This is a genomic window from Telluria sp. AIW5 (assembly GCF_056680575.1).
The window spans coordinates 956,422-982,343 of record NZ_CM155289.1 but is presented as its reverse complement, the minus strand read 5'-3'; the positions used below and the strand labels follow the sequence as shown (position 1 = coordinate 982,343).

At 61.2% G+C, this 25,922-nt stretch carries 21 protein-coding genes; 10 read left to right on the top strand and 11 right to left on the bottom strand.

All coding sequences use genetic code 11. The features are described from left to right. The first annotated feature begins 109 nt into the window (after window positions 1-109). The 5 genes from AC1MEM_RS04380 to AC1MEM_RS04360 are packed head-to-tail and all read left to right on the top strand — an operon-like array spanning window position 110 to window position 4,218. A complete protein-coding gene (locus AC1MEM_RS04380; RefSeq protein ID WP_499475579.1) occupies window positions 110-1,207 on the top strand; it encodes an aminotransferase class I/II-fold pyridoxal phosphate-dependent enzyme in 1,098 nt (365 codons plus the stop codon). After that, window positions 1,204-2,271 (top strand): GNAT family N-acetyltransferase, encoded by a 1,068-nt coding sequence (locus AC1MEM_RS04375; protein WP_499475578.1) that lies wholly within the window; start codon window positions 1,204-1,206, stop codon window positions 2,269-2,271. Before AC1MEM_RS04380 ends, AC1MEM_RS04375 begins: the two co-directional genes overlap by 4 nt. Continuing rightward, entirely contained in the window at window positions 2,268-2,516 is a 249-nt protein-coding gene (locus AC1MEM_RS04370) for an acyl carrier protein (RefSeq protein ID WP_499475577.1), read from the top strand. Before AC1MEM_RS04375 ends, AC1MEM_RS04370 begins: the two co-directional genes overlap by 4 nt. 12 nt (window positions 2,517-2,528) lie before the next feature. Continuing rightward, window positions 2,529-3,365: a hydrolase 2, exosortase A system-associated gene (locus AC1MEM_RS04365; RefSeq protein WP_499475575.1), complete on the top strand. Its 837-nt coding sequence runs from the start codon at window positions 2,529-2,531 to the stop codon at window positions 3,363-3,365. After that, window positions 3,358-4,218, top strand: a complete 861-nt coding sequence (locus AC1MEM_RS04360) for a hydrolase 1, exosortase A system-associated (protein WP_499475574.1) — start codon at window positions 3,358-3,360, stop codon at window positions 4,216-4,218. The genes AC1MEM_RS04365 and AC1MEM_RS04360 overlap by 8 nt, the downstream gene beginning before the upstream one ends. Window positions 4,219-4,337: 119 nt before the next feature. On the opposite strand, the gene AC1MEM_RS04355 is transcribed toward AC1MEM_RS04360, so the two are convergent. The 4 genes from AC1MEM_RS04355 to AC1MEM_RS04340 all read right to left on the bottom strand — a co-directional run bounded on the left by AC1MEM_RS04355 (window position 4,338) and on the right by AC1MEM_RS04340 (window position 8,964). Continuing rightward, complete coding sequence (locus tag AC1MEM_RS04355) at window positions 4,338-5,573, bottom strand: glycosyltransferase family 87 protein (RefSeq protein WP_499475573.1); 1,236 nt, start codon at window positions 5,571-5,573, stop codon at window positions 4,338-4,340. 254 nt (window positions 5,574-5,827) lie between these two features. Beyond that, a complete protein-coding gene (locus AC1MEM_RS04350; RefSeq protein WP_499475571.1) occupies window positions 5,828-7,117 on the bottom strand; it encodes an ArnT family glycosyltransferase in 1,290 nt (429 codons plus the stop codon). A 12-nt stretch (window positions 7,118-7,129) separates the two neighbouring features. Then, on the bottom strand, window positions 7,130-7,495 hold the full coding sequence (locus AC1MEM_RS04345) for a DMT family transporter (protein WP_499475569.1): 366 nt from the start codon (window positions 7,493-7,495) through the stop codon (window positions 7,130-7,132). 5 nt (window positions 7,496-7,500) lie between these two features. Beyond that, entirely contained in the window at window positions 7,501-8,964 is a 1,464-nt protein-coding gene (locus tag AC1MEM_RS04340; RefSeq protein WP_499475567.1) for a UbiA family prenyltransferase, read from the bottom strand. A gap of 432 nt (window positions 8,965-9,396) precedes the next feature. On the opposite strand from AC1MEM_RS04340, the gene AC1MEM_RS04335 reads away from it, so the two are divergent. From AC1MEM_RS04335 to AC1MEM_RS04325, 3 genes are all read left to right on the top strand, one after another. Further along, entirely contained in the window at window positions 9,397-9,789 is a 393-nt protein-coding gene (locus tag AC1MEM_RS04335) for an AAC(3) family N-acetyltransferase (RefSeq protein WP_499475566.1), read from the top strand. A 166-nt stretch (window positions 9,790-9,955) separates the two neighbouring features. Further along, window positions 9,956-11,344, top strand: coding sequence for an FAD-binding oxidoreductase (locus AC1MEM_RS04330; RefSeq protein ID WP_499477561.1), 1,389 nt, complete (start codon window positions 9,956-9,958; stop codon window positions 11,342-11,344). A 203-nt stretch (window positions 11,345-11,547) separates the two neighbouring features. Continuing rightward, window positions 11,548-12,720, top strand: coding sequence for a hypothetical protein (locus AC1MEM_RS04325; RefSeq protein WP_499475565.1), 1,173 nt, complete (start codon window positions 11,548-11,550; stop codon window positions 12,718-12,720). A 21-nt stretch (window positions 12,721-12,741) separates the two neighbouring features. Here AC1MEM_RS04325 and AC1MEM_RS04320 read toward each other — a convergent pair whose 3' ends face one another. The 6 genes from AC1MEM_RS04320 to AC1MEM_RS04295 form a co-directional block, all read right to left on the bottom strand. Then, the gene (locus AC1MEM_RS04320; protein WP_499475563.1) at window positions 12,742-14,151 is read right to left on the bottom strand and encodes a right-handed parallel beta-helix repeat-containing protein; all 1,410 of its coding nucleotides are present in this window, start codon (window positions 14,149-14,151) and stop codon (window positions 12,742-12,744) included. Continuing rightward, a complete protein-coding gene (gene prsR, locus AC1MEM_RS04315) occupies window positions 14,148-15,509 on the bottom strand; it encodes a PEP-CTERM-box response regulator transcription factor (RefSeq protein ID WP_499475561.1) in 1,362 nt (453 codons plus the stop codon). Before prsR ends, AC1MEM_RS04320 begins: the two co-directional genes overlap by 4 nt. A gap of 17 nt (window positions 15,510-15,526) precedes the next feature. Then, window positions 15,527-17,620, bottom strand: a complete 2,094-nt coding sequence (prsK, locus tag AC1MEM_RS04310; protein WP_499475560.1) for an XrtA/PEP-CTERM system histidine kinase PrsK — start codon at window positions 17,618-17,620, stop codon at window positions 15,527-15,529. Window positions 17,621-17,799: 179 nt separating this feature from the next. Then, complete coding sequence (locus AC1MEM_RS04305; RefSeq protein ID WP_499475559.1) at window positions 17,800-19,203, bottom strand: TIGR03013 family XrtA/PEP-CTERM system glycosyltransferase; 1,404 nt, start codon at window positions 19,201-19,203, stop codon at window positions 17,800-17,802. A 22-nt stretch (window positions 19,204-19,225) separates the two neighbouring features. Beyond that, a complete protein-coding gene (locus AC1MEM_RS04300) occupies window positions 19,226-20,278 on the bottom strand; it encodes an SDR family oxidoreductase (protein WP_499475558.1) in 1,053 nt (350 codons plus the stop codon). A 101-nt stretch (window positions 20,279-20,379) separates the two neighbouring features. Next, a complete protein-coding gene (locus AC1MEM_RS04295; protein WP_499475556.1) occupies window positions 20,380-21,669 on the bottom strand; it encodes a nucleotide sugar dehydrogenase in 1,290 nt (429 codons plus the stop codon). Window positions 21,670-22,087: 418 nt separating this feature from the next. On the opposite strand from AC1MEM_RS04295, the gene AC1MEM_RS04290 reads away from it, so the two are divergent. Continuing rightward, window positions 22,088-23,161 (top strand): GNAT family N-acetyltransferase, encoded by a 1,074-nt coding sequence (locus AC1MEM_RS04290; protein WP_499475554.1) that lies wholly within the window; start codon window positions 22,088-22,090, stop codon window positions 23,159-23,161. Between the two features lie 113 nt (window positions 23,162-23,274). Then, complete coding sequence (locus AC1MEM_RS04285; RefSeq protein ID WP_499475553.1) at window positions 23,275-24,213, top strand: hypothetical protein; 939 nt, start codon at window positions 23,275-23,277, stop codon at window positions 24,211-24,213. Between the two features lie 54 nt (window positions 24,214-24,267). Here AC1MEM_RS04285 and AC1MEM_RS04280 read toward each other — a convergent pair whose 3' ends face one another. Next, the gene (locus tag AC1MEM_RS04280) at window positions 24,268-25,875 is read right to left on the bottom strand and encodes a putative glycosyltransferase family protein (protein WP_499475551.1); all 1,608 of its coding nucleotides are present in this window, start codon (window positions 25,873-25,875) and stop codon (window positions 24,268-24,270) included. Window positions 25,876-25,922: the final 47 nt, after the last annotated feature.

Sequence of the window (25,922 nt, the reverse complement as noted above, 5' to 3'; positions counted from 1 at the left end):
CCCGGTTTATACTGGCCGGATGCTCGCGAACCCGTTACCAGTACGGCCCCTGATTCCGCTGGCGCCGATCCTGTCGGCGTCCTCGTTCCGTCGCGCGGCGGGCGCCCGCGTGCCTACCGTACTCGACGCCGGCAACTACCGCCTGGTGACCAGTGGGCGCGTCGCGATCGCGCTGGCGCTGCGCGAAATCGGCGTGCAGCCGGGACAGCAGGTACTGGTGCCGGCCTATCACAGCGCGTCGATGATCCCGCCCGTGCTCTGGCGCGGCGCCGAACCCGTGTTTTATCGGGTGAATGCGGACGCGTCGGTCGACCTCGACGACCTGGCGGCGAAGATCAATCCCGGCGTTCGCGCCGTGATGGTCACCCATTATTTCGGCTTCCCGCAAGAGATGGCGCCGATCCGCGCCCTGTGCGATGCGCGCGGCATTGCCCTGATCGAAGACTGCGCCCACTGTTTTATTGGCGAACACGGCGGCCGCCCGGTCGGCGCCTGGGGAGATTACGCCATCGCCAGCAGCATGAAGTTTTTACCAATCTATGAAGGCGGCGCGCTGGTATCGGCGCGCCACGCGCTGGATAAGGTTGTGCTGCAATCGGCCGGCGCCGGCTTCGAAGCCAAGGTCGCCCTGAATTCGCTCGAGCGCGGCTTTGCCTACGGCCGCCTGGCCGCCGTGCGCGCCGCCCTCTGGCTGCCGCTGCGCGCCAAGGGAATACTGTGGGGACTGGTCAAGCGCCAGCGCAGTGGTGCCACACAGGCGCTCGCGCCCGACTCCTCCGACAGCAGTTTTAATTTCGATCCGGCTTGGGTGAATAAACGCTCGTCGCTGTTTGCGCGCGCCATGCTGAAACTGGCTGCACCGGGGCGGATCGCGGCCCTGCGCCGCAGCCATTACGCGCGCCTGGAAGCGGCCGTGCAGGGCCTGCCCGGCGTGCGTCCATTGCACGCGCGCCTGCCGGACGGCGCCTGCCCCTGGGTTTTCCCCTTGCTGGCGGACGATCCGGAAGCCTTGTTCGCGCGTTTGAAAACGCTGGGCGTGCCGCTGACGCGCTTCGGCATGCCGCAATGGCAGGGCGTCGACGCTGGCACCTGCGCCAACAGCGCCATGCTGGCCCGGCAGGTGCTGGCCCTGCCCTGCCACCAGGAACTTACCGAAAGCGAGATCGCCTGGCTGGCGGCGCGCCTGCGCGAGGCGGTGACGGCATGAGCTGGGTTGTGTATCCCGCACGCGCGTTCGCGCACCATCGCCAGGATTGGGCGCAATTGCACGGCGCGCTAGACCCGACTCACGCCTCGGCCCTGCTGGCGCCAGAGTTCGTGGCCCCCCTGCTCGACCAGTTCGCGCGCGGCGACGAATTGCTCGCCTGCCTGCGCGAGGAAGGCACACTGCGCGCGATGGCGATCGTGCAGCCGAGCCGGCGCGGCGCCTGGAGCACCTTTCAGCCGGCGCAGGCGCCGGTCGGGCTGTGGCTGCAGCAGCCGGACCTCGACACCGCGGCGGCGGCGCGCAGCCTGCTCGGCGCCCTGCCCGGCTTCCCCCTGCTGCTGGCCTTGATGCAGATGGATCCGATGCTGACGCCGCGCCCCGCCGAGGGCCCCTGCACGCGCAGCCTCGACTACATCGACACGGCGCGCGTGACGCTCAGCGGCAGCTTCGACGACTACTGGAACGCGCGCGGCAAAAACCTGCGCGGCAATCTCAAAAAGCAGCGCGCCCGCCTCGAACGCGACGGGATTGCAACACGCATGGTGGTCGAGCGCGAAGCCGCCCGGATGGCGCAGGCGGTGGCCGACTACGCAGGCCTGGAAACCTCGGGCTGGAAGGGCAGCGAGGGCACGGCGGTCAGCAGCGACAACGCCCAGGGCCGCTACTACCAAGCGATGTTGGAAGGGATGGCCGCGCGCGGTGCCGCCAGAGTCTACCGGTATTATTTCGGCGAGCAGCTGGTCGCCATGGACCTGTGCGTCGAAGATGGCGAGAGCCTGGTCGTGCTGAAAACGGCCTACGACGAAAGCGTGCCCTCGAATTTGTCGCCCACGCTCCTGATGCGCGAGGAAGCCTGCCGCAGCCTGTTCGATGAGGGCCGTTTCGCGCGGCTGGAGTTCTACGGCCGCGTGATGGAATGGCATACGCGCTGGACGGAAGAGGTACGCACTATGTACCATGTTAACTATTACCGCTGGCCGGGAGTCGGCCGCCTGCATGCGCTGCTGGATGCGCGCAGCAAGGCGGCGTCCCGCCCAGCCCACACTACGACGACAAACCCATGAAGTATCTTGAAGAAGTCAAAGCGCTCCTGATCGACGTGCTCAACCTCGGCCCGGCCGGGCAGGCACTCGACGCCGATTCGCCGCTGCTGGGCAGCCTGCCCGAACTCGATTCGATGGCGGTGGTCACCCTGATCGGCGCGCTGGAAGAACATTTCGGCATCATGGTCGACGACGACGACATCAGCGCCAGCACCTTCGCCACCCTCGGCAGCCTGGCTGCCTTCGTGGCCGCGCGCGCCGAGTAAGTGGCCGAGCCGATGAGCGACCCCGGCCACGCGCGCGCCGACGCGTTCTTCCTCGACACGCCCGACGGACCGCGCTTTTGCATGTACCACGCCCCGCAAGGGGAATGCCGCGGCGCGCTGGTCTACGTCCACCCCTTTGCCGAAGAAATGAACCGCTCGCGCCGCATGGCCGCGCTGGGTGCACGCGCCCTGGCCGCGCGCGGCATCGGCGTGCTGCTGCTCGACCTGCACGGCTGCGGCGACAGCGCGGACGACTTCGGCGACGCCACCTGGGACGGCTGGCTGCGCGACATCGCGCAAGCGCGTGCCTGGATCGAGGACCGCCTCGGCCGCACGGCGGGCCTGTGGGGCCTGCGCGTCGGCGCGCTGCTCGCGGTCGTGCATGCGCAAACAGCGGCCGTGCCGCCGGAACGCCTGTTGCTGTGGCAGCCGGTCACCAACGGCTCGGGTTATTTGAATGGCTTTTTGCGCCTGCGCCTGGCCGGGGAATTGCTGGCGGGCGGCAGCGACAGCGGCGGCACCGAAGCCCTGCGCGAAGCGCTCGCGGCCGGCGAAGCGCTCGAGATCGCGGGTTACACGCTGAACCCGCCACTGGCCGCCGGCCTCGACGCGGCCGACGCGCGCGCGCTCGGCCCGCGCTGCCCGATCGCCTGGTTCGAAGTCACGGCCAGCGCCGGCCGGCCGCTGCCGCCGGCCGCGGTGCGCGTGGCCGACACCTGGCGCCTGCAGGGCAGCCGGGTCGACGTGCACCAGGTCGAGGGACCGCAATTCTGGACGGCGCCCGACACCATCGATTGCCCCGCCCTGATCGAGGCCACGCTGGCCTGCCTGGAGAAGCACGATGCCTGAAGAACGCGCCCTTGCCTTTGCCTGCCGCGGCGCCTGGCTGTACGGCATCCTGAGCCTGCCGCAGGCGGCTGCCGCACCGCAAGCGCGCGGTGTGCTGATCGTCGTCGGCGGCCCGCAATACCGCGCCGGCAGCCACCGCCAGTTCACCCTGCTCGCGCGCGACCTGGCAGCGGCCGGCATCCCTGCCATGCGCTTCGATTACCGCGGAATGGGCGACAGCGAGGGCGAGTTGCAAACCTTCGAGAACGTCGACGACGACCTGCGCGCCGCGATCGACCGTTTTTTTGCCGACGTGCCGGCTCTGCGCGAAGTTGTGCTGTGGGGCCTGTGCGACGGTGCTTCGGCTGCGGCGATGTACGCGCCGCGGGATGCGCGCGTGGCCGGGCTGGTATTGCTGAACCCTTGGGTGCGGACCGACGAAGGCGCGGCGCGCGCAACCCTCAAGCATTATTACAAGGACCGCCTGTTCGACGCCCGCCTGTGGAAGAAGATCGGCAGCGGCCAGTTCGACTTGAAGGGCTCGGTACGCTCGCTGTGGGGCAACGTCGGCAAGGCGTTTGCTCCGAACCCTGATACCGGCACGCCCGATGCGAGCGGCGGCGTAACGTTGCCCGAACGCATGCAAGGCGCCTTGGCCCGTTTTGGCGGGCGCGTGCTAGTCGTGCTGAGCGGCGCTGACCTCACAGCCCAGGAATTCGCCGACCTGTCGAAGGGATCTACCCCTTGGCAACGTCTGCTGGCCGCACCACGTTTTGCCCGTCGGCAGATCGACAAGGCGGACCACACCTTCTCGCGCCGTCCCTGGCAGGACCAGGTATCGCACTGGACGCGCGACTGGCTACGCTCTTGGTAATCTCGTTACCGGCCTACTGACATTATCGAAAGTATTCTTTCGCAGGGAGGTCGGGGCAGCGCACTCCTCTTACCAGTTGGACTGACCAAGATATGGCGATGAGGACATCCAGTCCTGTGTCACGAGACGTGAGCCGTACTTGACCCGTTAACACGCATCAAGACGGCGGTCATTATCAGCAAAAAAACAACCGCAAACAGGTAGCGGGAATAAATGATCTTGTAAACCAGTTCGGGTAAATATGGTTCTGTGGGAAAAATTCTATACGCAGGAATCAGAAGCACAGCATATATGCCTACCAATAAAAGAGACGTCAGCTTGGACTGAATTTTCTTTCCAATCAGCCAAACGAAATACACCAGTGGACAAATATACACGTAGGTATGTCCCCAGCCCAATGGGGCGAACACCGCAAAGATGGCCAAGATCATCGCGAAAAGTGGCAGCTTGAGGGTATCGGTCCACTTGGCCACAGCACAAATGGTACCGATGACTGCTATGGCCGCTATGCTGATAGAAAGCCGAAGCGGAGCCGGTACCATGTAGGCCTGAAACGATTTCACGCTTTCGCCGAGGGGCAGGTTCAAGCGGATAAAGAACGCGGCCAAGGATTGATTGTAAATATTGACAATGGTCGCACTGGACAGTTTCGGCAAATATTCAAGAAAGTACAGCTCATAAAGCTCGAAAGGAATAAGCGGAGTTAGAAGCAGAGGCACAATCAGGACTCCGCACAGGAATCCGAGGAGAATTCGAGCTGCGTCCGGACGAGAAAGGGCATAGGCTAGTAAGGCCAGCGGATAAATTTTGATCCAAAAGCCGGCAGCCAGAACAAACCCTCCGAGAGCGGGACGGTTCCTCGTGATCAAGGCAATATGCGCAGTACACAGGAGCAGCACGATAATGTCCACCTGTCCAGCAACAACAGCAGCGAAAAATGGCCCGGAAACAGCCGATAGCAACATCACGTTTACACTGTCTAACCGGGAGGCGAGAAAACTCTTGTCTTCAGAAACACTCAGCCTCAACCAGATGGCCATCGCTGCAAACGCGGAGGAATACAGAAACACTACGAACAGCTTGAAGCTTGCGCCCACGGACAAAGTTGAAAATGGCAAGAATAACGTGATTGCGGGCGGAGGATACAAGAAACCTTGGAGCGTTCGTACGGAACTGACTGTATAAAGCTGCAACGCGCTTGCATTAAACCGCACGGCCGCACTGTAAAAAATTCGATAGTCCGAGCCAATATGCGCAGAAAGACTTCTCATTTCAAAGAGAAATAAAATAATCCCGACTGCAAGGAGCATGAAGGACCAATAATGACGGCCTATCGATATCTTATTAAAATTCATGATCGTACTTCCCCTTTCCCGGAGCGGCAATCAAGTCGCATTCGATCCCGATCCATCGCGGGCCAAGCGCAGGATCAACTACCAATTTAACGCAGGGCAATCTTCCGCTTGACGGAAAAGGAATTTCGCAACATCGTGCCAAGATCGACGTCCATAATTTTCCGAAATGGTAGTCACTTTGGAATCCGAATACCGAATCATACTTGCGCGCATCCGCCAAATGGCCGGGGCGGAAAATTCCAACTGAAGGAGCTTTACGGTTGTATCAGCTGACCGCTCTCTTTGAGATCGTCCTTCTTGCGAAAGAGGGTCTCTGCATGCTGGGGACGCTTGCCGAACCACAGCACAAAGTCCTCTATACCAATCGCCGCAAGGATGGCAACCACTGGCATGATCGGTTCGCGATAGCGAAATATTACATAAAATATCATGTGGACACCGGTGTATAGAATGATTGCTGCACCTGTTCCAATCACAATACGATTTCGCCTCCAAGCGGTAATCAGAACATATGCGGCTGGTACACATAATACAACATACTGGAATAACCAGATTGCACGGGTAGCGTTTTCTATCTTGGACGGTTTTCCTTTTCCCTCATGAACCGGAGGCATCCAAAATAAGCCTGCCTTTTTCAATGCCAATCCAGCGAATTTTCTTGGATTGTCGAAGATCCATTGAATCGCTTCATTTTTTAGCTGGGCGGAAGCATATACTTCACCTTTTTTCCGTAACTCCTTCCACTTCCCTCCCAACGGCGTATCTGCAATCGACACAAAAAAACCGTCGGCGTTCGGGTTGTTCCCAAGATATAAATTAAAACCGCCGTTGGTAGTAATGACCGGGCTTCCCACGAGCTGGGCGTTCCGATACTGCCAAGGTGCCATCAGAAGCATGGCAGCCAGCAAGAAGGCAACGCCCGCACGCAATTTCGTCTGAATGGACGAATTGGCGCAAGCCACGGCGATGATCGAAACAGGCAACAATGCCAGCCCAGCAGTGCCTGTTATCGCAAGCAATGCGACGATTGCCCCAGCCGCAAGCGCCGAGCCCACCGTCAGGTTCTGGTGCATCCGCGCGGACACGTACATCAGAACGAGCAACAGCGCGGTCATCAGGTTTTCCTTGGCCAAGTATTCGCAATAAAGCCAAGATGGCACATATAGCGCGAACATCAACGGGCCGATCATTCTTGCGAATACACCCGCTTTTGCTTCACGCAGCAACAGGTATATCAGGTAGGTGCTGAGCGCACCCAGCATTGCATTGCCGAGTTGTGCCGCCAGAAGATTGTGACCAAATAACGTATAAATCGGCGCAAGAAAAAACAGCGGATATCCAGCGCTGTAGAACGCGACGTTTCCGAAATTGTCGGCCATGACACGGCCAGCAAGCAGATTACTGGCCATTTGATCGTATGCCAGGTAATCACTGACGGGATCGATCTTCAGTACGAGAACGGTGATGCAACGCATGATCAGGGAGAGCGCGATCACTAAAGATATTAGCTGCGCCTCAGTGAAGTGGCGGTATATTTTGTTCATAGATTTCCGTGGTCAGGTCCGCGCGACTACCCACACGCCGGAGCAAATGAGGAAAATTCCAATGGTGCGGTGAAGCGAAATATGTTCACCCAGCATATATCCCGCCATTGCGCTCAGCGCAAAGCCGGCACCCACCAGCGGATACGCCTTGCTGACATCCCATTCAGATAATACGGCCAGCCAGACAACGGCTCCCAGACCATACAGGGCGAAACCGAGGATGACATAGGGCTCAGTTATAACTGCCAGCATCAGGGAAAGATCTAGGCGCCTTTCCGCCATAGATTTGATGGCAGGCGCACTCATTCCAAGTTTCAGAGTAAATTGCGCCAAGACAGAAATGACAACGCTGCCTAACGCTAACAAGTAAGTCTTCATGATTTCTAGCTGATCAGTTGCGCGGACAAGGTCACGACCACCATGGCTGCGATGGCAACCCGGCTGCCGAAATCCTTGAGGGTAAAGATGATCGGGTCATCGTCCATCTCACCCCTTGCTGTTTTCAGCCAGACACGCGCAATCCAATAGATCAAGCCAATACCGGCGAGCCACAGTCCGTTGGTAGTATCCCCATATAAATCGATTGCGGTCGGGCTGCCGACGTACAGGCCGAAAACGACCACCGAGCAGAGCCCGGCACCGATTCCAAGCGGCCATAGGACGGCTAGGTCGCTCACTCGGTAATCGCGTCCGCTTATTGCTGTGCGATTCGAACTTTGCAGCGATACCAGTTCCGCGCATCGCTTGACGAGAGCGAGGCTGAGAAAAATAAAAACACTGAAAGCCAGCAGCCATGGCGTTACGGCTACGCCGACGGCCACTGCCCCGGCCAAGACGCGAAAAGTGTACAGCAGTGCAAGTACGACCACATCGATCAGGACATAACGCTTCAAAACCAGACTGTATGCTGTCGTCAAAACGATGTAAACGATCACCATTCCCAAGAATGCTGCGGATATGGCAAAAGCCAGCAGCGCCGCCGTGCCAATCAGCAAGGCCGACATGGCAATGCCGCGTTCGACCGGAATGAGTCCCGCTGCAAATGGGCGCACGCGTTTGCGAGAGTGACTGCGGTCGCTGTCCAGGTCCCAGATGTCGTTAAGAATATAAGTGCCTGAGGCTGCCAGAGAAAAGGCAACGAATCCGATTGCGGCGCTTAAGAGATGAAGGTAGGACGTAAATGCAAATGCCGTTAGCAATGGTACGAACATCAATACGTTCTTCACCCACTGGTGTATTCGCATGGCGCGCAGCCACGTGGAAAACGATGCCTCGGGATAGCGGAAGCGTTTTTCGATGTTGCCATAGCGTTCGACTTCTGCGCTTACACGGCGGTTCACCCCAACCAGCACGGATGCTCCGGCTGCTTTGAAGATCGGCAGATCGGCTGAACTGTCGCCAGCATAGGTGAAATTGTCACCGAATCGATCCCGTATCGCCGCCAGTTTCGCCGCGCCCTTCAAGTTGACGCGCGGCGTACTCGATAACACGGCGTCAAAAAGACCGACTTTTGCGGCCACCGATTGAGCAATACTTTCATGTGCTGCGGTCGCGAGTATGATGACGCGACCGCGCTGCTTCTCGCTTTGCAGCCAAACAATGAAGTCTTCACGGAAGGGGACGTGAGTAACTGCGAAACGACCTTTTGCAGCAATTCTGTGTTTGAAATCAGCAATGCATCGTTGGCTCATCAACCAATACAGCAAGCGGAAGAATTCCAGAGGATTGCGTTTGAGGATGGACACGATCGATTCGACTAAAGTGTCAATCGGCGTGAGCGTGCCGTCGAGATCGACCACCAAGGGCCCTTGGTTGCAGTACACAGTGTCCCTTATTAAATTAGTCATTTCTATCTTCAGTATGATGTTTCCTTAATGACACGGAATTATTACACCTACATATTCGCGAGTACATTTTTTTTTATCATTTATGTAGAAATTTCAGGATGCGATGCAACGGTTTGTAAAATTTCCAAATGGCAACTGTTAATTTTTAGCCTATTTAAGTTTTTTTTATCTCTTCGTAAAGATTCTGGCGCGCTTGAGGCCCTTCCTCTGCACGGCCGCGTCGCCGTAGTTCGCGCAGCGAACCGTAGGCAGTTGCGCTAGTCGCAAGGCCACGCTTAAGACACGCTGCCAACAACGTACTCGCTACGAATTTGCGCAGGTATCGGGCTCCGACGTGATGCGCACGACCTAACCGAGGCCCATCACTAGGCGCCCTCGGCCTTCGGCTATGGCTCGCCCTGGCAGCGCTTCATCGGCATCGCGGGGGCCAAGGTGCTGGGACTCGGTGTGTCGATGGGACCGGTGACCTTCTACCACGTCCTCGAGGATGCGCTCGGCGATGCGTTCCCGGTAGCGGTCTGGGACGAGCGCAGCTATCGCCTGCCCTGCCTGGACCGGGCAGGCCGGCGCTGGGAGGTGCCGGTGCGTCCTTTCGCACCCGCGGTCGCGGCGCGCCGGATCGACTACGCGGCACGCGAGGATTTGCGCGAGTGTTATCGCCAGGAATTCGAGCGCTCCGGGCTGCGCGTGAACGGCAAGATCGGCGATGCGCAGGCATGGTTCATCCCGGCGCAAGGCTTCTTCGACCATCTGCAGCGTCTCGCCGCCGACGATATCACGGTCTATTCGACACCCGAACAGCTGGCCGCCCGGCCGCTGTCGTAAAGCGCAGCATCAGCGCAGCGGCACTCCAGTGGCACCTCGCAGGCAAGCGCCCGTCCGCTGTGCCGCACGCGCCGCCATCCAGCGGTGGCGGCGCCGACTCCGCTTGTATATCTCCCTCGCCTCCCTATCCTGAAATAATCGTCAACGAACGGATGCGAGGTACGTGATGGACACCGTAGGGGGAATCGATATCGAAGAATTCGGGCGCGGCCTCGGGGGTACCGTGCTGCTGCCGGGCGACCCGGCGTATGACCAGTCGCGCATGGTGTGGAATGCGATGATCGACAAGCGCCCGGCGCTGATCGTGCGCTGCGCCGGGGCGGCCGACGTGCGAACCGCGGTCGACTTCGCCCGCAATAACGGCTTGCCGCTGGCGGTGCGCGGCGGCGGCCACAACATCGCCGGCAGCGCGCTGGTCAACGACGGCCTGGTGATCGACCTCTCGGCGATGCGCTCGGTGCAGGTGGCGCCGCACAGGATGCGCGCCTGGGTCGAGGGCGGTGCGCTGCTGCGCGACCTCGACCACGAGGCGCAGGCGTACGGGCTGGCGACGCCGCTCGGCATCAACTCGACCACCGGCGTCGGCGGCCTGACGCTGGGCGGCGGCTTCGGCTGGCTGACGCGCAAGCACGGTCTCGCCATCGACAACCTGGTCTCGGCCGACATCGTCACCGCCAGCGGAGAGCGGCTCCATATCGATAGCGACAATCACCCTGACCTGTTCTGGGCGATCCGCGGCGGCGGCGGCAATTTCGGAGTCGTCACCAGCTTCGAATTCGCCCTGCACCAGGTCGGCCCGCTGGTCACCGCCGGCCTGATCGTCTTTCCGTTTGCGCAGGCGGGTACGCTGCTGCGCAACTACCGCGACTATGTCGAAGCGATGGACGAGAATGTGTCGGTCTGGGCCGTGTTGCGCGGCGCCCCGCCGCTGCCCTTCCTGCCCGAATCGGTGCATGGCACCGGCATCATCGCCCTCGCCTTTTTTTCGCCGCTGCCGCCCGAACAGGTGCAGGGCGCCATCGACACCGTGCGCGGCTTCGGCACCCCGGTCGGCGAACACGTGGGCGCCGTGCCCTATAGCGCCTGGCAGCAGGCCTTCGATCCTTTACTGGTGCCGCCGGCGCGCAATTACTGGAAGTCGCACAATTTCAATACGCTGTCCGACGCCGCCATCGACGTCGTGATCGACTACGCCGGCAGGCTGCCCTCCCCGCAAAGCGAGATTTTCCTCGGCCTGCTCGGCGGCGCGGCGAATACCCGTGCGCCGGACGAGACGGCCTATCCGCACCGCGCCGCCCTGTACGCGATGAACGTGCACACCCGCTGGAACGAGCCGTCCGAGGATGCCGCCTGCCTGGCTTGGGCGCGCGAATTTTTCAAGACGGCGGCGCCCCATGCCGCGGGCAGCGTCTACATCAATTTCCTGAACGAGGATGAAGTCGACCGGATCGCCGAAGCCTACGGCCCGAACTACGCCAGGCTCAAGCAGATCAAGGCGCACTACGATCCGGACAATTTGTTCCGCACCAACCAGAACATCCGGCCCGGTGCTTGATACACGCCAGCGTGTATGTAAAGTACCGGGTCTCTTTGACATACCTGCGCGCATCCTGACGGCACCCGTCCTTCCCTGAAAGTAGAGCAGGCGGCCGCGTTCTAAATAAGCGTTAACAGACATTAACCAACCACAACGTCATATCGCCGCGCGCTTCCCATATGATATATTGGTTTCAATAAAAACGTGATTAGGAATTACAAGTGCAATTAATTCGCATATTGAAGAGTACACAGCCAAACGGGATGGTGCGTGTAACAGGTGTCGTTGAGTACAACGATGGGGTGGTTGAAGATTATTGGTTTGAGTTACCTGAATCGTATGAGCCGTCTTCAAGCGGCAATCCATGGCTGGCGATTCTGCTGCCGATTGCGGCCACACTTGGGGAAGACCTCAGCATTCCGCTCCCAGTAGATCCAGCGCTACTTCGCGGTGCCGAAAGCATCATGCGGCTGTGGAAGCAGTGGCGAAAAGAGATGCGGATAGTTGGCATCGCTACTGGGCCACTCCAAGCTGTGCCCGTTCAGAATCGCACGATGGCATCGTTCTTTTCAGCCGGCGTTGATTCGACCTTTACGGTGTTGCGTCGGCCGGATGTAAAACATTGGATAACGGTGCAAGGTTTCGATATGCCCGTTTCCAAAACTGAAGAGTTCGCACAACACTGTACTCGGCTTGCGGGAATGGCCAAGCACTATGACGCTACATTTATACCGGTGGTAACCAATATTCGGGAAACCCGTTGGCAAAAAGCGCATTGGGAACTAATTTCCCATGGTCCAGCTCTGGCTGCAGTCGCCCTTATGTTCGAACATCATTTCCATGAGGTTTTGATCCCCGCTTCTTACGACTATACCTGCTTGGACCCTTGGGGTTCGCATCCTCTCTCGGACCCGCTCTTTTCTACCGTTCATACGAAAATTGTGCACGAAGGAACCGCGTACACACGGACCGAGAAGATTGGGTATTTGTCTGGCGACAAAAAGGCCTTAAGTGAACTTCACGTTTGCTACCGGGGCGCTGACTCGAAAGGCCAGGACCATCGAAACTGCGGACGCTGCGAAAAGTGCTATCGGACGATGATCGCGCTTGACTTGTTTGGGAAGCTCGACGATGCAACTTTGTTCGATCGATCGACTTTTGACGTTAAGCGAATCTCCAGGATATACATCAGCCATGACCTTGATGAGAAATTCTTCATCAGTCTGCATCGCACCTCGGTTGAGCGGAATCGTCATGACATCGCCGATCAGATTTCAATTGCGATGAAGCGCTCCAAATACATCAAGAAGTTAGATCACCTTAGCAAGATTCCAGTTGTGTGGCGCCCAGCCCAAGCGCTGACGCGTTATCTGCTTCGCGATTCGCCCAAGTAACTTAAAGGTCCAAAGAGACTTTCACTTACGCAGGCATTTTGCGAAATCGTCGAAGGCACCGAAGGCTCGCTGCCGGCCACGCTCTCGCTCGCACAGGCCGACCGCCGGCGTTCCCGCGTCGCGCCGTGGTGCATCGCCGCGCCAGCGCAAATCGAAGAGCGCCGGATCGGCGAACAGGCCACGCTGCGGATGGCGCCCGAGATAGAGCTGCCAGACCGGTGTGTGCAGGTCGTCCCCCGCGCGCAGCACGCCGCCCTCGTCCGGGCGCAGGGGCCCGTCGACCAGGTTGCCGTCAAACGTGGCGCTGCTGGTCGGGAAGCGCACCTGCACCCCGGCCGTATCAAGCACCGTGTTGTCGACCAGCCGGGTGCCGGCCGCGCTGTTGATGTAAATGCCGACATCCGAACAGCCGGCCACCAGGTTGGCGCGCATGATGCCGCCATCGTGTTCGGTGATGCAGCGCCTGTCGCGGCAATACGGTTTGCCGCTGCCGCCGCCGCCAAAGGACAGGCCGATGCGCTGGCCGGGCTGCCCGCTGAGCGCCGCTTCGCACAGCACCACGTTGCGCTCGAACACGGTGCGCTCGGCGGCGCCCTTGGCAAACGCTCCATAGCTGGTGCGGTCGCCCCAGGCCTTGACGAAGTCGTGGATCAGGTTGCCGCGAATCATCCAGTCGCTGGCCGCGACGAGGTCGATCGGCGTGACCGGGTGCGAGGTTTTACGGGGCGCCCCGTTGCCCAGGGTGTTCGCTTCGATCAGGCCGGCATCTGGAAAGGTGCCGCCCTCGCCGTTGATTTTGAAATGGGCGTTGAAGTCGCGGATCGTGTTGTTGCGAGCGACGAAATGGTGGGCCTTGCCGACCACGTGGAAAGCGTGGTTGCAGTAGTCGTCCTGGTCGCAGGCGCCGCGCAGGCCCAGGTTTTCGAAACGCCAGTACGGCGCCGTCACCGTGAACCCTTCGCCGGTGGCGACGGCGATGGACACCGTGCCCGGGCGCGCCGCGCGCACGACGATCGGGGCCGCCGCCGTGCCGGGCCGACTCGCGTAGACGGTGGCGCGAAGCGCGTACTCTCCGGGCAGCAAGGTGATGACATCGCCCGGTACGGCATCGGCCATCGCCCGCCGCGCTTCCTCGATCGAGGCAACCAGCCGCTCGCGTCCCGGCGAGGCCGGCGGGCTTTCCGGCTGGGCGCCCAGGGTCAGCGGCGGCAGGGAATACGCTGCCGCCTGCCCGCGGTCGAGCTCGAGCAAGGTGGCTGAAGTAAAACGGCCCGCGCCTTCGATCACGGGGTTGTGGCCGCTCGTGCGCTTGAGGATGTAAGGGGCCAGCGCACGCGGCGTGACACCCTCGGACTGCAGATAAGCCAGGCCGGCGGCGCCGGCCGCTGCCGCCAGTACCAGCGGTACGGCCAGCACCGTGAACAGCTTCATGCGGTGGTCTTGATGTTGTGGCGGCTCATCAGGTCATACATGGTCGGGCGGCTGATGCCGAGGATCTCGGACGCCTTGACGATGTTGCCGTCGACCCGCGCCAGCGCTTTCACGATGGCCTTGTACTCGGCCTCGTCGCGCACTTGCCGCAGGTTGATCGGTTCCTCCTCCAGGCCTTCGCCCGGCAGCCCGAGGTCTTCCGCGACGATCGTGTTCCCATCGGCCATGATGACCGCGCGCTTGATGTAGTTTTCCATCTCGCGCACGTTGCCCGGCCAAGGATAAGCCTCGATGGCGGCGATCGCATCCGGCGCGAAGTGCAGCGCCTGGCGCGCTTCCTGGGCGCAGAACTTGTTTTTAAAATGGTGGGCCAGCAGCGCGGCGTCGCCTTCGCGTTCGCGCAGCGGCGGAATCGTCACCACGATCTCGGACAGGCGGTAATATAAATCCTCGCGGAAGCGGCCGGTGGCGCACAGTTCCTTCAGTTTCTGGTGGGTCGCGCAGACGATGCGCACGTCGACCGGGATTTCTTCGTGGCCGCCGATACGCTCGATCACGCGCTCTTGCAGGAAGCGCAGCAGTTTCGCCTGCAGCGGCATCGGCAAATCGCCGACTTCGTCGAGGAAGAAGGTGCCGCCATGGGCCAGTTCGACTTTGCCCTTGGTCTGCTTGGCCGCGCCCGTGAACGCGCCCTTTTCGTAGCCGAACAATTCGCTTTCCAGCAGGTTTTCGGGAATCGCCGCGCAGTTGATCGCCATGAAGCGCTCTTTGGCACGGGGCGACAGCGCGTGCACGGCGCGCGCCAGCACCTCCTTGCCGGTGCCCGATTCGCCCAGCAGCATCACCGAGGCCGAGGTCGGGGCGACCTTTTCGACGTTGCGGCAGATTTTGAGCATGGAGGGTGCGCGCGAGATCACGCCGGCCATCGGCGAATCGGCCTGTTGCTGCTGCATGCGGCGGTTTTCCTGCTGCAGTTCGTGCAGGAAGAAGGCGCGCTGGATCACCAGGTTCAGCACCTCGGGGTCGCAGGGCTTCTGGTGGAAGTCGTACGCACCGAGGCCGATCGCCTTCACCGCGTTCGCATGGTCCTGGTTGCCGGTCAGGACGATCACGCGCGTGTCCGGCGCCAGCGCCAGGATCTGCTGCAGGGTCGCCAGGCCCTCGGTCGAGCCGTCCGGGTCGGGCGGCAGGCCGAGGTCCATCGTCACCACCGCCGGCTCGTGGCGGCGGATTTGCGCCAATGCCGCTTCGCGGTCGCCGGCGACGGCGACGTCATAGGCATCGAGGCTCCACTTCAGCTGCTTTTGCAGGCCGGGGTCGTCTTCAATGATCAGGAGTTTCTGTTTGGTCTGGGTCACAGTGGTAAATCCTCGGGTCAGGCTGCACGGTCGACGAGCAGCGCATCCTGCTGGTACAGGGGCAGGATGACTTTGAAAGTGGTGCCGTGCGCGGGCCTGCTGGATACTTCCAGGCGCCCGCCCAGCTCATTGATGTATTCGCGGCTCTCGAACACGCCGATGCCCATGCCGGCCGACTTGGTCGACTCGAAAGGCTTGAACAGGCGCTCGCGAATAAAATCTTCGCTCATTCCTTCGCCGGTATCGGTGATCTCGATACGCACCGCATCGCCTTCCTGGTGCAAAGCGATGGTGACGCTGCCTTCTTTCGGCGTCGCTTCGATCGCGTTCTGGATCAGGTGGCCGACGACGCGCTCGAGGCGCTCGCGGTCGGCCAGCACGCGCAGGCCGGTATCGCGCACGTCCAGCTGCGGACGCGGCTCGAAGGCCGCCTTGTTCGCTACCGCCTGGCGCACGACCTGGTCGATTGCCAGCGGCACCGGCTTTTCCTCGACGTCGATGCGCGAGAGCTTTTGCAGCATCAGGCGCATCTTTTGCACCGAGAGCGACACCGTTTCCAGCATGTCGGCCTGGAACTCGGGGTTGTGCTTGTGCTTCTCGGCGTTCGCGTTCATCAGGGACAGTTGCGAGACCAGGTTTTTCAGGTCATGCACGACAAAGGTCGACATCCGGTTGAAGGACTCGAACTGGCGCGCCGTCATCAGTTCGTCGGCCGCGTCCTGCTGGGCGAGATAGCTGGCGGCCTGGCTGCCGGCGATCTCCAGCAAATCCAGCACTTCCCAGTTCAGTTTCACGCGGCTGCGCGCGGTATGCAGCACGACAAAGCCGAACAGTTTCGTCCCCATCATCAGCGGCACCACCAGCCAGCCGCGCGGGAAGGTGCGCAGCCATTCCGGCAGCACCAGGCCCTCGTATTTTGCCGGGTCGTCCGCGTATTCGTCGAGGTCGATCACCCACTGGGTCGATTCGAGGAAACGGCACAAGGCCGAGTCGCCCGGCTCAGCCACGTCCGGCAGCGGCACTTCCCAGCTCGCGACCGGCTCGAAGCGGCCGCTGCCTTGGCCCCCATCGCGCCGTTGCCAGAGCGCCCCGCCCGGGCTTTCGACCAGCGCCGCCACGGCCTGCACGGTGCGCGCGCCCAGGTGCGGGCCGGCCTCGGACAGGGTGCGCGTAAAACGCATCCACTCTTCGCGGTAGTCGTAGCCGTAGCTGTAGAAATGCTTGCTGATGAAGACCTTGAGCCAGGCGCGGAAGGTGCCCGAGAACAGGATCCCGGCCAGCAGCAGCAGCGCGCCGAACAGGAAGGTCACCTGCATCACCGTGCCCCAGCTGCCGCCGAAATAGCGCAGGTAGTAGCCGGCCGAGCCCATCGCCAGCAGGTAGATGGCCGAGCCGAACAGCGCGGCCGAGTGGAACATCGCGCGGCGCGACACGGCCAGCGGCGAGCGCCAGGATTTGGCGCGGCGCATCGACAGCGCCAGCAGCGGCACCGTCAGCGCATTGATGATGCCGCGCGCGGCCCAGATGTCGGGGTCGACTTCGCGGAACAGCATCGCGTGGCTGTACAAATAAAAGTCATAGGCGAACATGCCGCCGATGCCGAGGCAGGCGAATTTGATCGCCCAGCGTTCCTGCGTCGTCTTGTTGCGGTAGGCCTGCTCCACCAGCAGCATGCCGCCGACTGCCTGCACCACGCGCACCGTCACCGGCAGCACGCTGTCCAACAGGGCCAGGTCCCAGTAACCGAGACAGGCCGCGGTCAGCGCGAGCAGGTAGCAGATGGCCGCCGCGAACAGGGCCGGACGCAGCTTGAGGGGCAGGCGGCTGCCGGGCTGGCGCCAGTCGCCCAGCAGGACGACCAGGAACAGCGACCAGACGGCATTCCTCGCCACCTCGAAGCCGTTCGAGAGGCTGGTCCACATCAGGAGGTCGGTGGCGGCCCAGGCCAGCGAGGCGGCCCAGAAGCTCGATGCCAGGCAAGCGGCCACCAGCAGCGGCCCGTGCGCCCGCCCGCGCCAGCTCGTCAGGAGCGGCACGCCCAGCAGCAGGAAGCCGACGGCCGCGAGGCCGTAGCTGTAGGTGGCGATACTGGTCAGGGAAACACTATCCATGTAGAGAAGCCGGGCAAGTCATTATCGGCGTCCCGCCGTGGAGTCTCGGAAAGCGCGAGAAACCGTAGCGAGCCGAAGGAGTGTCGTCCGGGAAGCGCAGCTGTACGGAGGCACAGCGGGCTATCGCCTTGGCGGCGCAGGCCGACAATCCGACGCGCAGTAGGTTGATCTCGCTTTCCTCAGCGGCCGCTGCGGAATAGCACGACCTTCAACGTGTTAATAAGCACCAGGAAGTCGAGGAACAGGCTGTTGTTCTTCACGTAGTACAAGTCGTACTGCAGCTTTTGCAGCGCATCCTCGGCCGAGGAACCGTAGCCGTAGCGCACTTGCGCCCAGCCGGTGATGCCTGGCTTGATACTGTGGCGGACATTGTAGTACGGGACCACTTCGATCAGCTGCTCGACAAAGTAGGGACGCTCCGGGCGCGGGCCGACGAAGGACATCTCGCCCTTGAACACGTTCAGGATCTGCGGCAGCTCGTCGATACGGGTCTTGCGCATGAAGTTGCCGACGCGGGTGACGCGCGGATCGTTCTGCGCGGCCCATTGCGGCTTGCCGCTCTTTTCGGCGTCGGCGCGCATGCTGCGGAACTTGTGCACGAAGAAGCTCTTACCGTCCTTGCCGACCCGTTCCTGCGAATAGAACACCGGACCGCGGTCCTCGAACCAGACCGCCAGCGCGGCCAGCAGCATTAGCGGGAAGGTCAATGCCAGGATGATCGTGCTGCAGACCAGGTCGAAGGCGCGCTTCATGAAGATGCGGATGAAACTCTGGTCGAAACCGCCGCCAAAGACGAGCCAGCTCGGCTGGATCGAATCGACCCGGATCTGGCAGGTTTCGCGCTCGAAGAAGGTGGCGGCGTCGGTGACCTTCAAACCTTGCAGCTTGCAGTCGAGCAGTTCCTTGATCGGGAAGCCGCCGCGCCGGTTCTGCACCGAGACCACGATTTCCGACACGTTGTACTGGCGCGCCAGTTTGACCAGCGAATCGCCATCGCGCATTTTCAGCAGTTCCGACTGGGTGACGCAGAGTTCCTCGCCCGGCGCCGGGATGAAGCCGGCAACGTCGTAGCGGTGGTAGCGGTTGGCCCGTTCGGCCAGTTCGCAGCATTCCTTGGCCAGCGGACCGCCGCCCAGGAACATGATGCGCGACTGCAGGAAGCGTGCTTCCGAGGTCTTGAAGAAGACCATGCGCGCAACGAAGATGCCGACCGCCGCCAGCGCGAACACGATCAACAGGATGCTGCGGCCGAAGGCCAGGTCGGGCTCGATGTAGAACACGAGGGTCAGGATCAGGAAGCCCATCACGAACGAAGGCATCAGCTTCATCAGGAACGGGTGGCGCAGGCCTTCTTCGAAATCGAGCTGGTACATCCCCATGGCGCTCATGCTGAACACGATGGCCAGCGCGAACGCGACGGCCGAGGTGAAGAAATGGTCGAGCGATGGAATCGTCACCGTGGTGCCGACTTCCATGTAGCGCAGCGCCGCGCCCGCGTAGGCGGCGCCGAGCAGCACCAGCACTTCCACGAGCAGCAGCACGGATACGATCTTCGACACGTAATGGTTTGAAATCCTGAACACGTCAGCCTCCGATTCTTTTCACTTACCTGGATGCCACCTGGGGCGTCTGCACCAGCAGGTCGTTGACATACCAATCCATGGCCTGGCGCAGGCCTTCGCCGATCCGGTGCGTGGGCGCATAGCCCAGCAGCGCGGCGGCCTTGCCGATGTCGGCTTGCGAGTGGCGCACGTCGCCACGGCGGAAGCCGACATACTCCGGCTGGTGCGCGTCCACATGCGGGAAGCGCTCGCGCAGCAGGTCGCGCATCATCGCGTACAGGCCGTTCAGGCTGGTACGTTCGTTGAGCGCGACGTTGTAGACCTGGTTCGCCGCTTCCGGCCCTGCCATTGCCGCCAGCAGGTTCGCTTGCACGACATTCTCGATGAAGCAGAAATCGCGGCTGGTTTCGCCGTCGCCGTTGATGCGTACCGGCTGGTTGCGGATCAGCGCGGCGACCCACAGCGGGATCACGGCGGCGTAGGCGCCGTGCGGATCCTGGCGCGGACCAAACACGTTGAAGTAGCGCAGCCCGATCGATTCCATGCCGTAGGTACGGCCGAACACGTTCGCATACAGCTCGTTGACATACTTGGTCACGGCATACGGCGACAGGGGACTGCCGATCACGTCCTCGACTTTCGGCAAGGCCGGATGGTCGCCGTAGGTCGAGCTCGATGCGGCGTAGACGAAGCGGCGCACCTTGGCATCGCGCGCAGCGACCAGCATGTTCAGGAAACCGGTGACATTGGTCTCGTTGGTCGTGATCGGGTCGTCGATCGAGCGCGAGACCGAACCGAGGGCGGCCTGGTGCAGCACAAAATCGACGCCGGCGCAGGCGCGCGCGCAATCGGCCGGGACGCGGATATCGCCTTCGATGAAATTAAATTTCATCCAGGCGCCTTCCGTGACAGATTCTTTCACCTGCTCCAAGTTATGCCGATGCCCGGTGGCGAAATTGTCGAGTCCGGTCACACGTTGGCCGAGCTTGAGCAAGGCCTCGACCAGGTTCGAGCCGATGAAGCCGGCCGCGCCGGTAACCAGCCACTGATGGCTTTGCTGGCCCAGCTGCTGCCTGAGGTCTTGAATCTTATTCACAGTATTCACAACACTTTCTTGTTAATGCACGTCGCGCAGTTCGGACGGTGCTGAACGCACAAAGCCGCCGCGGTGGCGCGGCGGCTCGGCCCGTGCAACTTTTACAGGCGCCAGACGCAGTAGCCAGCCTCGCGGATGGCTTTTTCGTCGAATTGTGACTTGACGTCAATGAAGCAGCCGCCGTCGTTCAGCTTGGACTGGAAGTCGGTCAGCGACATCGCCAGCACTTCCTTGTGCGGCACGGCGGCGATCAGGGCATCGGCCTTCGGCAGGCTGTCCCAGCTTTCGAGCTTGATGCCGTATTCGTGCTCGGCTTCGCCGGCGTCGGCCATCGGGTCGTACACGTGGACGTCGACGCCGTAGCTTTGCAGCTCATGGACGATGTCGGCCACTTTCGAATTGCGCAGGTCCGGGCAGTTTTCTTTAAACGTCAGGCCGATCACGTTGACCTTGGCGCCCTTGATCTGGAAGCCCGACGAAATCATCGATTTCACGGTTTTCTCGGCCACGAACTTGGCCATGCCGTCGTTGATGCGGCGGCCCGCCAGGATGACTTGCGGGTGATAGCCCACCATCTCGGCCTTGTGGGTCAGGTAGTAGGGATCGACGCCGATGCAGTGGCCGCCGACCAGGCCCGGGCGGAACGGTAAAAAGTTCCACTTGGTGCCGGCAGCTTTCAGCACCTCCAGCGTATCGATGCCGATCTTGTCGAAGATCAGCGCCAGTTCGTTCATCAGGGCGATGTTCAGGTCGCGCTGGGTGTTTTCGATGACCTTCGCCGCTTCGGCCACCTTGATGCTCGAGGCGCGGTGCACGCCGGCGGTGATCACCGACTCATACAGCTGGGCAACGCTTTCCAGGGTGGCGGCGTCGTCGCCCGAGACCACTTTCAGGATCGTCGTCAGCGTGTGTTCCTTGTCGCCCGGATTGATGCGCTCCGGCGAGAAGCCGACGTGGAAGTCCTGCAGCCACTTCGTGCCCGAATGCTTTTCCAGCAGCGGGATGCAGATTTCTTCGGTGGCGCCTGGATAGACGGTCGATTCGAAGATGACGATGGCGCCCTTTTTGAGGTTCTTGCCGACCGTGGTGCTGGCGCCGATCAGTGGCGTGAAGTCCGGGTTGTGCGCGATGTCGACCGGGGTCGGCACGGCCACGATGACATAGTCCGCCTGCGCCAGCGCCGCCGGGTCGGTCGTCACTTCCAGCTGACGCGCCGCCTGCAACTGCTCGGTCGAGACTTCACCGGTCGGGTCAATGAATTTTTTGTAGTTCTCGATTTTCGACGCCGACAGGTCGAAACCGATCGTCCGTACTTTCTTGCCAAACTCCACTGCGAGCGGTAACCCGACGTAACCCAGTCCTACTACTGCAACGACCTGATCTGCTTTCATTATCAGCTTCCGATATCGAATAAAATTTTGCTATTATGCCAATATTTAATATAGCATGGGATGTAGAGGCGCTCAACACAGCACAGAAGTTTGTACGGGACCAACAACAGGTGTGCAAAAGTGGTGTTGTATTTGCATCCGTAAATTTTTGTTGTTTTTTTGCTCTCTGCAGCTGGCCAGGCTGGCCGCCCCCTGTTTGAACAGGGAACACAGGCGCTTCGCATACCAGAAACGCCGCACCGTTCGTATGACACTGTGCAATATAGCATTTTCTGTCTGACAAGTTCCGTAAGAAAATGAATCGTGCGCGCTGCACACATTTGGAACAACAACATGGAAAATGTTGTCGATCGTTTACAATCTTGCGCGTCCCATCATGCATCGGAGTAAAGACCGATCGCCACCGCAGGAGCAGCGCTTGAACGACCTTATATTCTCCTACCTCGACAACGGCGCCTCCGGCAACGATGCGCTCGACACGCTCGTGCGCAGCCACCCGGAAGGCAACGCCTACCAACTGTCCGCCTGGCGCCGCGCGGTTGCCGACGCCTACGGTCATCCCGGCAAGGTATTGGTGGCGAAACAGGGAGCGGAACTGGCCGGGATGCTGCCGCTGTGCGAAGTTGCCCGTCCCCTGTCGCGCCCGCGCTGGATTTCCTTGCCGTTTTGCGACCTCGGCGGGCCGCTGGCCGTTTCCGGCGCAGTCAACGACGCCTTGATGACGCGTGCCCGGCGCGACCTGGGTACCGCAGGCGCGGCGGGACTCGAATTGCGCTGCTCGGCGTCGGGTACGGAAGAGGACAGCGCGCTCGAGGGCCGCAAGGTGCGCATGCTGTTGGACCTGCCCGACAGCGCGGCGGCGCTGATGCAATCGTATCCACCCAAGCTGCGCAGCCAGGTGCGCAAGGCGGAAAAAAATGGTTTGACGTCGGAAGTGGTAAGCAGTTCCACCGCGGTCGGCGAGTTTTACGATGTGTACAGCCGCAACATGCGCCGGTTGGGCAGTCCCCCGCACAGCCGCGCCTGGTTCGACGCCATTCACCGCCATTACGGCGCGGCGGACGACATGTTCATGGTCGTCGTGCGCCACGAAGGCAAGGCGGTCGGCGCCGGCTGGGTGCTGCTGTGCGGACAAAATGCCGTCATTCCCTGGGCCTCGACGCTGGCCGAGTACAACTCGCTGGCGCCGAACATGCTCCTGTACTGGACGATCCAGTCGCACCTGTGCGAGACCGGCGTGCGCGTGTTCGACTTCGGCCGCTCGACGTTCGGCGAGGGCACCTATAAATTCAAGAAGCAGTGGGGCGCGCTGCCGGTGGCGCTCGACTGGCGCGAGTGGGATGCGCAAGGCGTGGCGGCGATCGCAGCGCCGGCGGCGGCAGGCGGCGCCGGCTCGTCCTTGCGACCGCTGATCGAAAGCGCCTGGCAACGCTTGCCGCTGGGCGTAGCGAACAGCCTCGGCGGACGCCTGCGGCGCTACATCACGCTATAACTTTGACCTGACAACGATTCGCGGCGGACCGGCAAGCCGTGCTGCCGCCTGCGATGATTTCGTTTTGTCAAGAAATTAGCACTACAATATGCTTTTTCGCTTAGGTCGTTCCCATGATTATTGAGCCGCGCGCTATCGCCATCATCGCTTCACGCGAGGATGTGTCGACCCTTAAAAACTGCATCGATTCGGTGATCCGTGCCGTCAAGGGCAGCACCGCAGTCATCGACGTCCTGGTGAACGGCAATGCCCAGCTTGCACGTGAGGTGGCACAGCTTCCTTTTAGCCCTTCGCCGGAATGCACGCTGCGGATCTGGAATATCAAACAGGGCGACAAGGCCCATGCCTGGAACGAATACCTGCACCATATCTGGCCCGGCGAAGGCAATGCATTTTTCCTCGATGGCTATGTCGAGGTCGACGACCAGGCCCTGAACGCGCTCGCGAGCGGGCTGATGGCTTCTGAGGCCGCATGGGGCGCAACCGGTGTGCCCACGAGTGGAAGATCGGCAGCGCGCCTGCGTGCCCAGATGCTGCGGGAAGGCGGATTCCACGGGAACCTGAACGTGATCCGCGCGCATGCAATGGAAAAATTGCGCGCCTCCGGATTCCGCCTGCCCCTGGGGCTGTACCGGACCGACTCCCTGATCGGCGCCCTGCTCATGTTCGGGCTGGACTCGGCGACCAACAGCTGGGACACCCGGCGCATCCTGGTCGAGCCAAACGCAGTATGGAAAGTGCGGGGGATCGAGAAGCTCACGTATCGCAATGTCGTCTCGCAATGGAAACGCACCCTGCGCCAGGCACAGGGCGTCCTGGAGAACCGCGCCGTGCGCGAGCATCTTGCAGTCAAGCGGCTTGCGCCCCACCTGCTTCCAGCGACAACGCACGAGCTCGTCAACCTGTGGATTAGCGCACAGCGTGACCAGGCGCGCAGCCTGTTCCGATCGCGCCCGCTTTGCGCTTATGCCGCGTGGAAGATGAAGATGCCCCGCGACTGGTCCGCAGCCTCGGTCGCGCCGGAGATGGTGGCCGTTATCGGCCGCGCCTGATTTTCTTCGAATTGGTCCACTGCCGCGGACCGGATAGCAGCCCGGCCGGGCTGCCTATCCCGGGGCCTTTGCGTTATCGAGTTTGATCAGGACCAGGCTACCCGAATGCGGCACCACTTCCCCAAGCGTTTCCAGCTCTTCCGTTAACTGCTTCGACACATTCTCTTTCCTGATCAGGATATAGGTTGCGCCATACTTGCGGATCAGTGTGCGGCGTTCGGCTTGCGGCGTGCCGAGTGAAAAGAAACGGGCGTTGTCTTTACTCCGCTCGGCGCCGTCGGCGATCATCAACTGCGGCCGCGGGCGTGCAATGACCTTGCCCTTGAGCGCCGTGATGGCGAGGGCGGGGTCGAACGAAGCGAACATCACCGCATTATCCGGCAGTTTTTCGGTGACCTTGCCCAGTTCCGGCAATACGTTCTGGCTCGGGTAGGATCCGAAAGACTTGCCGCTGACCCGCTCGTAGGCCGGGCGTACAAAATCGACTGCGCAGAATGCGATTTGCAGCGCGACGCAAACGATAAAGACGGTCCAGAGGTTGCGGGTTCTGCGATCGCTTCGCAATGCCGACATGCGCGGCCAGGTGGCCTGGGCAGGGACGGTCGACAGCAGCGCCCACACGATCGGCAGGTGCAGATAAATCACCGCATACGACAAGAACCGGTGTGCGACTGGATGCCCTATCAAACCGCCAAACAGATAGGCGCCGAAAACAGCCCCAAATCCGACGACCAGCTCGAGGTGCATGCGCTTTCGCGCCATTCCGACTAAAACCGGTATGCCAAACCAGGCCGGGCCGACCAGCAGCATGACCTTCAGGGCGTTGTAGAAGTCGGCAGCGCCACCGTTTTCCTTGTCCCCGGCACCGTAATACGTCAGTTCGATCGGATTGAAATAGGGCCACCACCAGGTGACCACGAGCCCGGCCGCCAGCAGCAGGAAGATGGTGATGCGGTTCCTGAGCGAACTCGCGGGCGCAAATAACAGGAATAAAGCCGAACCACCGAGGGCAAACAGGCCGCCCAGCTGATGGGAAACGAACATCAAGGCAGCCAGGAACGGCAGGGTTAACCAGTCGGATGTTCGGACCGCACCCTCGTTCAGCGCCCGGACAACGACACCCCAGGTAATGAAGGTAAGGGACAGGACGAAAGTCGCCGGATAGTAATTGTTATAAAAAATGGCACGCAACTCATAGAATCCCGTCCATACCCATGGGGTGCCCCAGGCGCATAACAACACGGCCATCAGGATCGTTGGTGCCCAGGCGTGCCGAAAATAGGCGCGTGCAAACATTCTGACGCCGATGCAAAACAGGACGGTGGTCAGTACGGCGCCGATCGCGATCGCGGTCGTCACCGCAATGCCCGTAACGTGCATCAGGTAGCCGAGGGCGACGAACAGCGGTATGAACTGGCGGTCGGGATCGTAGGTCGCGTAATGGGGATTGGTCGGGGCAACCAGGTTTTCCGACAGTACCCGGAGCGCCGAAGCATGTTCCCAATAATCGGAAAACCACTGGAAGGTCGGCAGCGGCAGGAAAAAGAAGGACAGCGCGGTAAGGACGCAAATGGTGACGGCGATCAGGCGGTAAGTGCTGGAGGCAACCGAACTTTCATGGCGACGCTCCTCGGTCGGCGTCTCGATGCTCATGGCTTGCATGTCGGGCGGTATCCTTGACTTAATTTTTTGATAATTTATTCGGCTGG

Excerpts from the sequence above, each read along its gene's own strand:
- AC1MEM_RS04350 (WP_499475571.1), bottom strand. The coding sequence starts at position 7,117 with ATGAACAAAATATACCGCCACTTCACTGAGGCGCAGCTAATATCTTTA.
- AC1MEM_RS04370 (WP_499475577.1), top strand. The coding sequence starts at position 2,268 with ATGAAGTATCTTGAAGAAGTCAAAGCGCTCCTGATCGACGTGCTCAAC.
- AC1MEM_RS04360 (WP_499475574.1), top strand. The coding sequence starts at position 3,358 with ATGCCTGAAGAACGCGCCCTTGCCTTTGCCTGCCGCGGCGCCTGGCTG.
- AC1MEM_RS04285 (WP_499475553.1), top strand. The coding sequence starts at position 23,275 with ATGATTATTGAGCCGCGCGCTATCGCCATCATCGCTTCACGCGAGGAT.
- AC1MEM_RS04280 (WP_499475551.1), bottom strand. The coding sequence starts at position 25,875 with ATGCAAGCCATGAGCATCGAGACGCCGACCGAGGAGCGTCGCCATGAA.
- AC1MEM_RS04295 (WP_499475556.1), bottom strand. The coding sequence starts at position 21,669 with ATGAAAGCAGATCAGGTCGTTGCAGTAGTAGGACTGGGTTACGTCGGG.
- AC1MEM_RS04330 (WP_499477561.1), top strand. The coding sequence starts at position 9,956 with ATGGACACCGTAGGGGGAATCGATATCGAAGAATTCGGGCGCGGCCTC.
- AC1MEM_RS04345 (WP_499475569.1), bottom strand. The coding sequence starts at position 7,495 with ATGAAGACTTACTTGTTAGCGTTAGGCAGCGTTGTCATTTCTGTCTTG.
- AC1MEM_RS04340 (WP_499475567.1), bottom strand. The coding sequence starts at position 8,964 with ATGACTAATTTAATAAGGGACACTGTGTACTGCAACCAAGGGCCCTTG.
- AC1MEM_RS04355 (WP_499475573.1), bottom strand. The coding sequence starts at position 5,573 with ATGAATTTTAATAAGATATCGATAGGCCGTCATTATTGGTCCTTCATG.
- prsK (WP_499475560.1), bottom strand. The coding sequence starts at position 17,620 with ATGGATAGTGTTTCCCTGACCAGTATCGCCACCTACAGCTACGGCCTC.
- AC1MEM_RS04320 (WP_499475563.1), bottom strand. The coding sequence starts at position 14,151 with ATGAAGCTGTTCACGGTGCTGGCCGTACCGCTGGTACTGGCGGCAGCG.
- AC1MEM_RS04375 (WP_499475578.1), top strand. The coding sequence starts at position 1,204 with ATGAGCTGGGTTGTGTATCCCGCACGCGCGTTCGCGCACCATCGCCAG.
- AC1MEM_RS04365 (WP_499475575.1), top strand. The coding sequence starts at position 2,529 with ATGAGCGACCCCGGCCACGCGCGCGCCGACGCGTTCTTCCTCGACACG.